At 61.9% G+C, this 5,208-nt stretch carries 6 protein-coding genes, 1 tRNA gene and 1 pseudogene; 5 read left to right on the plus strand and 3 right to left on the minus strand.

Annotation, left to right across the window (positions count from 1 at the left end; all coding sequences use genetic code 11):
• From AC1DT3_RS11525 to AC1DT3_RS11535, 3 genes and pseudogenes are all read left to right on the plus strand, one after another.
• Nucleotides 1-159: pseudogene (locus tag AC1DT3_RS11525) on the plus strand (electron transfer flavoprotein subunit alpha/FixB family protein); the annotation flags it as partial.
• Between the two features lie 86 nt (nt 160-245).
• Nucleotides 246-1,127 carry a 3-hydroxybutyryl-CoA dehydrogenase gene (locus tag AC1DT3_RS11530; protein WP_477465395.1) on the plus strand — a complete coding sequence of 294 codons (882 nt, stop codon included), beginning with the start codon at nt 246-248 and terminating at the stop codon, nt 1,125-1,127.
• Nucleotides 1,128-1,264: 137 nt separating this feature from the next.
• A complete protein-coding gene (locus tag AC1DT3_RS11535; RefSeq protein ID WP_477465396.1) occupies nt 1,265-2,269 on the plus strand; it encodes a c-type cytochrome in 1,005 nt (334 codons plus the stop codon).
• Between the two features lie 2 nt (nt 2,270-2,271).
• Here the strand turns inward: AC1DT3_RS11535 and AC1DT3_RS11540 are convergent, their stop codons facing one another.
• Nucleotides 2,272-2,769, minus strand: a complete 498-nt coding sequence (locus tag AC1DT3_RS11540) for a DedA family protein (RefSeq protein ID WP_477465400.1) — start codon at nt 2,767-2,769, stop codon at nt 2,272-2,274.
• Between the two features lie 230 nt (nt 2,770-2,999).
• Here AC1DT3_RS11540 and AC1DT3_RS11545 point away from each other — a divergent pair, with 230 nt between their 5' ends.
• Nucleotides 3,000-3,569 (plus strand): HNH endonuclease, encoded by a 570-nt coding sequence (locus AC1DT3_RS11545; protein WP_477465397.1) that lies wholly within the window; start codon nt 3,000-3,002, stop codon nt 3,567-3,569.
• A 25-nt stretch (nt 3,570-3,594) separates the two neighbouring features.
• Here the strand turns inward: AC1DT3_RS11545 and AC1DT3_RS11550 are convergent, their stop codons facing one another.
• Entirely contained in the window at nt 3,595-4,077 is a 483-nt protein-coding gene (locus tag AC1DT3_RS11550; RefSeq protein ID WP_477465398.1) for a disulfide bond formation protein B, read from the minus strand.
• Between the two features lie 86 nt (nt 4,078-4,163).
• Nucleotides 4,164-4,745, minus strand: coding sequence for a YqaA family protein (locus AC1DT3_RS11555; RefSeq protein ID WP_477465399.1), 582 nt, complete (start codon nt 4,743-4,745; stop codon nt 4,164-4,166).
• Between the two features lie 138 nt (nt 4,746-4,883).
• Between AC1DT3_RS11555 and AC1DT3_RS11560 the strand changes: the two genes are divergently transcribed.
• A tRNA-Leu gene (locus tag AC1DT3_RS11560) sits at nt 4,884-4,968 on the plus strand.
• Nucleotides 4,969-5,208: the final 240 nt, after the last annotated feature.

Consider the following 5,208-nt stretch of genomic DNA (forward strand, 5'->3'; position numbering starts at 1 on the left):
ATCCAGCACCTCGCCGGCATGAAGGATTCGAAAGTCATCGTCGCCATCAACAAGGACGAGGAAGCTCCCATCTTCCAAGTCGCCGATTACGGTCTCGTCGGGGATCTGTTCACAATCCTCCCGGAACTGCAGGAAGAGTTGACCAAGGCAGGCCGTTAAGGCCAGGAATAGAGAAGCGAACCGGTCGGCATCGGCCGACCGGTCTTCCCTCATAAAAAAGCTCGTGTTCGGGGCGACAGGCAAAAATGGCTATCGAGATCAAAACCGTGGGTGTGATCGGCGCTGGGCAGATGGGCAGCGGCATCGCCCATGTGTGCTCGCTTGCGGGCCTGAACGTTCGCCTTCACGACCTCTCGCAAGAGAGAGTCAATGCGGGCCTCGCCACCATCAACGGCAACATGGCGCGGCAGGTCTCGAAGGAGACGATCTCGGAAGGCGAGCGCCAAGGGGCATTGAGCCGGATCCAGGGCGCAACGAGCTACGACGATCTCGCCGTGTGTGATCTCGTGATCGAAGCTGCAACGGAAAACGAAGAGGTGAAGCGCAAGATCTTCACCGCGCTCTGCCCGTCTCTGCGCCCGGAAACGATGGTCGCGACCAACACCTCGTCGATCTCGATCACGCGCCTCGCAGCATCGACCGACCGGCCTGAGCGCTTCATCGGCATCCATTTCATGAACCCGGTCCCGGTGATGCAGCTCGTCGAGCTGATCCGCGGCATCGCGACGGACGACCCGACCTACGAATCGGCGAAGGAATTCATCGGCAAGCTCGGCAAGACCGCGACGGCGTCGGAAGATTTCCCCGCCTTCATCGTCAAYCGSATCCTGSTGCCGATGATCAACGAGGCGATCTATACGCTCTACGAAGGCGTCGGGTCGGTCGAGGCGATCGACACCGCCATGCGGCTCGGCGCCAACCATCCGATGGGCCCGCTTCAGCTCGCCGATTTCATCGGGCTCGATACGTGTCTCTCCGTGATGCAGGTGCTGCATGAAGGCCTGGCTGATTCAAAATATCGGCCGTGCCCGCTTCTCGTGAAATACGTCGAAGCCGGTTGGCTCGGACGCAAGACAAAGCGCGGTTTCTACGATTACCGCGGCGAGAAGCCTGTTCCGACACGCTGAAATCGCTTCTCTCGATCACGATGAAAACGTGATCGACCACGACGTTTCCAAAAGTCGCTTTGCGCGGAGCATCACGCTCTAGCGCAAGAGTCGCGCCGATGGCACGATGTGCCGGCGCAAGGTTGGGGGCGCATCACATGACGACATCCTTCCGAAGAACCCGCTTGGTCGGCGTCGCTGCCGGTTTCGTTCTGACATTCTGCGGATTCGCGCCCGCGCTCGCGCAGACCGCCTCGCCCAATCCGTTCTGGAACGTGCCCGATATCGGCTCGCTACCCGATGATGCGCAGGGGCGCTTGATTCGTCGCGGGCGGGATCTCATCACGGCGACGTATGCCCACATCGGTCCCGAGGTGGCGGATCCTGCAAAGCGATATGCCGGCAACAATCTCGCGTGCCGCAATTGCCATCTCGATGCCGGAACGAAGAAGTTCGGCATCCCGCTCTGGGGACTGAAGGACCAGTTTCCGCAATACAACGCCGAAACCGGCACGGGATTCACGCTCGTGCAACGCCTGAACGCCTGCATGGAGCGCAGCATGAACGGCCGCGCATTGCCTGACGATTCTCCCGAAATGAAGGCGATGGCGGCCTACGTGACCTTCCTGTCGATCGGCGTCAAACCGGGCGAGGAACTGACAGGCTATGGCGCGGGACAGATGGCGGAGCTCGATCGCGCTGCCGATCCGGTTCGCGGCAAAGCCGTCTTCGCGACGAATTGCGTGATGTGCCACGGCACGGACGGTGCCGGGCTGCGCCGAAGCCTGCCGACGACCGACCTCGGATACATGGTGCCGCCCCTTTGGGGTGAAGACAGCTTCAACAACGCTGCGGGCATGAACCGACTGATCACGATCGCCAACTTCGTCCATTCCAACATGCCGAACGGGACGAGCTACGATGCGCCGCGCCTGTCGGTGGACGATGCGTGGGACGTCGCGGCCTTCGTCGTCTCGCAACCCCGCCCCCAAAAGGCGGACCTTGCCGCCGATTATCCCGACCGGCTGCAGAAGCCCGTCGACACGCCTTACGGACCTTACGCCGACGGATTTTCGCGCGAGCAGCATGTGTATGGTCCGTTCGCCCCCATTCGTGCCGCTCTCGCGAAATTGAAGACCGAAGCGGTGAAGCCGAAACCCTGAAACTACAGCCAGCGGCGGAAAAAATCCGTGAAGAAGTACGGGCCGAAGCTCCACAGGCCCGCCCAGAGCGCGCCGCCGAGCGCGTTGGCGACGACGAAGTGAGGCCAGGGCATGGCGACGGAGCCTGCGACAAGACCGTTGAGCTGACGCAGGACCGCGACGAAACGGGCGCCGAGCACGATGAAGAACCCGCTGTGCTTGAACTTTGCCTCGAAATGATTGAGGCGCTCCGCCGTCAGACCGAGGCGCGGGCCGAAACGCTCGAGGAGCCGCCGTCCACCGTAGCGGCCAATCAAATAGCCGGTGCTGTCGCCGAGAACGGCGGCGATCCAGGCCGCGAGGAAGACATGCCCGATCGCCAGATCCCCCTTCACCGCCAGGAGCGAGCACGCGACGAGGGCGCTCTCGCCAGGAAGCGGCACGCCGAAGGATTCAAAATAGAGAATGATGAAAAGCGCGGCGACGCCGTAGGCGGCAATCGCCGGCTCGATCCAGCTCAGGGCGTCGTGAAAGATCGTGATCGCGGCCTCCCGCCCTCCCTGGGCCCAGCGATCGCCGGTCAGGGTTCCCTTCGCAACTCTTCGCAAGGAGGCGACGGAACGTCAATTTGAGCGGCAGCAATCGGCTGTGGGTGCGGCACAGACGACGCGGCGATTGAGCTTCACAACAACGTCACAGTGCCTGTAGACTCTAACTGCGGAAGACGACTCTTCTCTCAAGAGGAGGTGATGTGACGATCCACGTCCAGCCTGTCGTGAAACCGGATGCCTGTCCGGCGCTAGTCCTCAATGCCGATTACCGGCCCTTGAGCTACTACCCGCTGTCCATCTGGTGCTGGCAAGATGCGATCAAGGCGGTGTTTCTGGACCGTGTGAATATCGTCTCGGAATACGACAAGGTGGTCCGAAGTCCGAGTTTCGAGATCCGTCTCCCCTCGGTGATTTCCCTCAAGACTTACGTCAAGCCGAGCCGAAATCCCGCCTTCACACGCTTCAACGTCTTTCTCCGCGACCGCTTCACCTGCCAATATTGCGGCGATCACAACGATCTCACCTTCGACCACGTCATCCCGCGCTCGAAGGGTGGACAGACGACTTGGGAAAACGTCGTCGCGGCCTGCGCCCCATGTAACCTGCGCAAGAGCGACCGCCTGCCGCGCCAGGCTGAGATGTGGCCCCGTCAGAGCCCTTACGCGCCGACCCTGCACGATCTTCACGCCAACGGSCGCCATTTCCCGCCGAATTACCTTCACGACAGCTGGATGGATTATCTCTACTGGGACAGCGAGCTGGAACCGTAGAACCGTCGCAGAAGACGCGACAGGGTCAGGCCCGAGAGGTTCTTGTTCCCAATGCCGCGACAGCGGCGAGCGCCAGCGAGATCAGCACGTTCCACCCCGCCAAGGACAATCCGAGAAAGCGCCACGCGGCTTCCGTGCAGCTCACGACGCGCGTCCTCTGCAACTGGTTGAGGAAGTCGCCGACATTTCCAGCGCCGGCGCCCGTGCCGCCCCCGCAATCGCTCGGCCCGAGCCACCAGCCCCATTCGACGCCTGCGTGGTAGATTCCGAACCCGGCGCTCACCAGGAACACCAGGGCGAGCAGCCAGAGGCCCGGCTTGCGCAAGGAGGGCGGAAGGAAGGCCACGATCAGCGCCAGCGGAATGCCGACGTAATAGGGATCCCGCTGCATGAGGCACAATTTGCAGGGTTGGTAGCCGAGACCGTACTGAAAAACATAGGCGCCGCCGATGGTCGCCGCGGCTCCCAGCGCAATGGCAAGCGCCGCCTGTCTCATGGTCACCTGCATTCCGGTCACTCGTATCCCAGTCACCTGTATCCCAGTCACCTGTATCCCAGTCTCGCGCGGATTCACGTCGCTGCGTCCCGCTCGGCTCAAAGAAGATAGCGGAAGGCGACGAAGCCTCCGACGATCATGACGATAGCCCCGGCCGCGACGACGTTGAAATGCCGATCGATCACATTCTTGATGGCGGGTCCGAACCGGCTCATCAACAGGGCGACAAGGAAGAACCGTGCGCCCCGGGTGATGATCGACAACACCACGAACCAGAACAGGTTGTAGCCGGCGAAGCCCGACGTGATGGTGACGAGCTTGTAGGGGATCGGCGTCAGCCCCTTCAAAAGAATGATCCAGTGGCCGTACTCGGCATAGGAGTGCCTGAACGTCTCGGCCCCTTCGGTCAGGCCGTAGAGCTGGAACAGCCAGGCGCCGACCGATTCATAAAGCAGCGCGYCGATGAGATAGCCGAGCAGGCCGCCGATCACCGATGTGACGGTGCAGATCGCCGCATAGAACCAGGCCTTGTCCGGCCGGGCGAGCATCATGGGCACCAGCATCACATCCGGCGGGACAGGAAAGAACGAGCTCTCGGCAAAGGAAACCGCCGCCAGCGCGTAGGGCGCGGAGGGCTTGGCCGCCAGGGACAATGTCCAATCGTAAAGACGTCTGAGCATACAGGACCAGAAGCTGTCGCGGCCGATTTCAGCCTGGGCTCTTTGAGCACAAGCGATCTCCAAAGGCGAGACCCTTCTCTCCCGGCCCTCTCCCGGATTGACCAGCTCCCGTGGCGATGCTACTCGGCAGGCCACAGAGCCCCTGTGGCGGAATTGGTAGACGCGCTCGACTCAAAATCGAGTTCCGCAAGGAGTGCTGGTTCGATCCCGGCCAGGGGCACCACTCTGTTTTCGCGACCCGTCTGCGGTCTTCTTCCCCTTCCTTTTTCGCGCGAACTTTTGCCCCGGCGGCGGCATCGGGTATGCTCACGGTCTGGCGAATCCCCTTGAAACGGGTGTCTTCGCTTTCACAATCCGCCTGGAGATAGGAATGTCGAAGCCGCCGAACAGGATGCGGGGTGGGGGCGATCCCTGGAAGAACGCCGAAGCGGCTTTCAAGGCCGCGACGACGAAACCCCTCGAC

The organism is Microvirga sp. P4_G7 (genome assembly GCF_056401005.1).

Bases quoted from the DNA above. Each gene is read 5' to 3' on its own strand.
- AC1DT3_RS11535 (WP_477465396.1), top strand. From the start codon at position 1,265: ATGACGACATCCTTCCGAAGAACCCGCTTGGTCGGCGTCGCTGCCGGT.
- AC1DT3_RS11550 (WP_477465398.1), bottom strand. From the start codon at position 4,077: ATGCAGGTGACCATGAGACAGGCGGCGCTTGCCATTGCGCTGGGAGCC.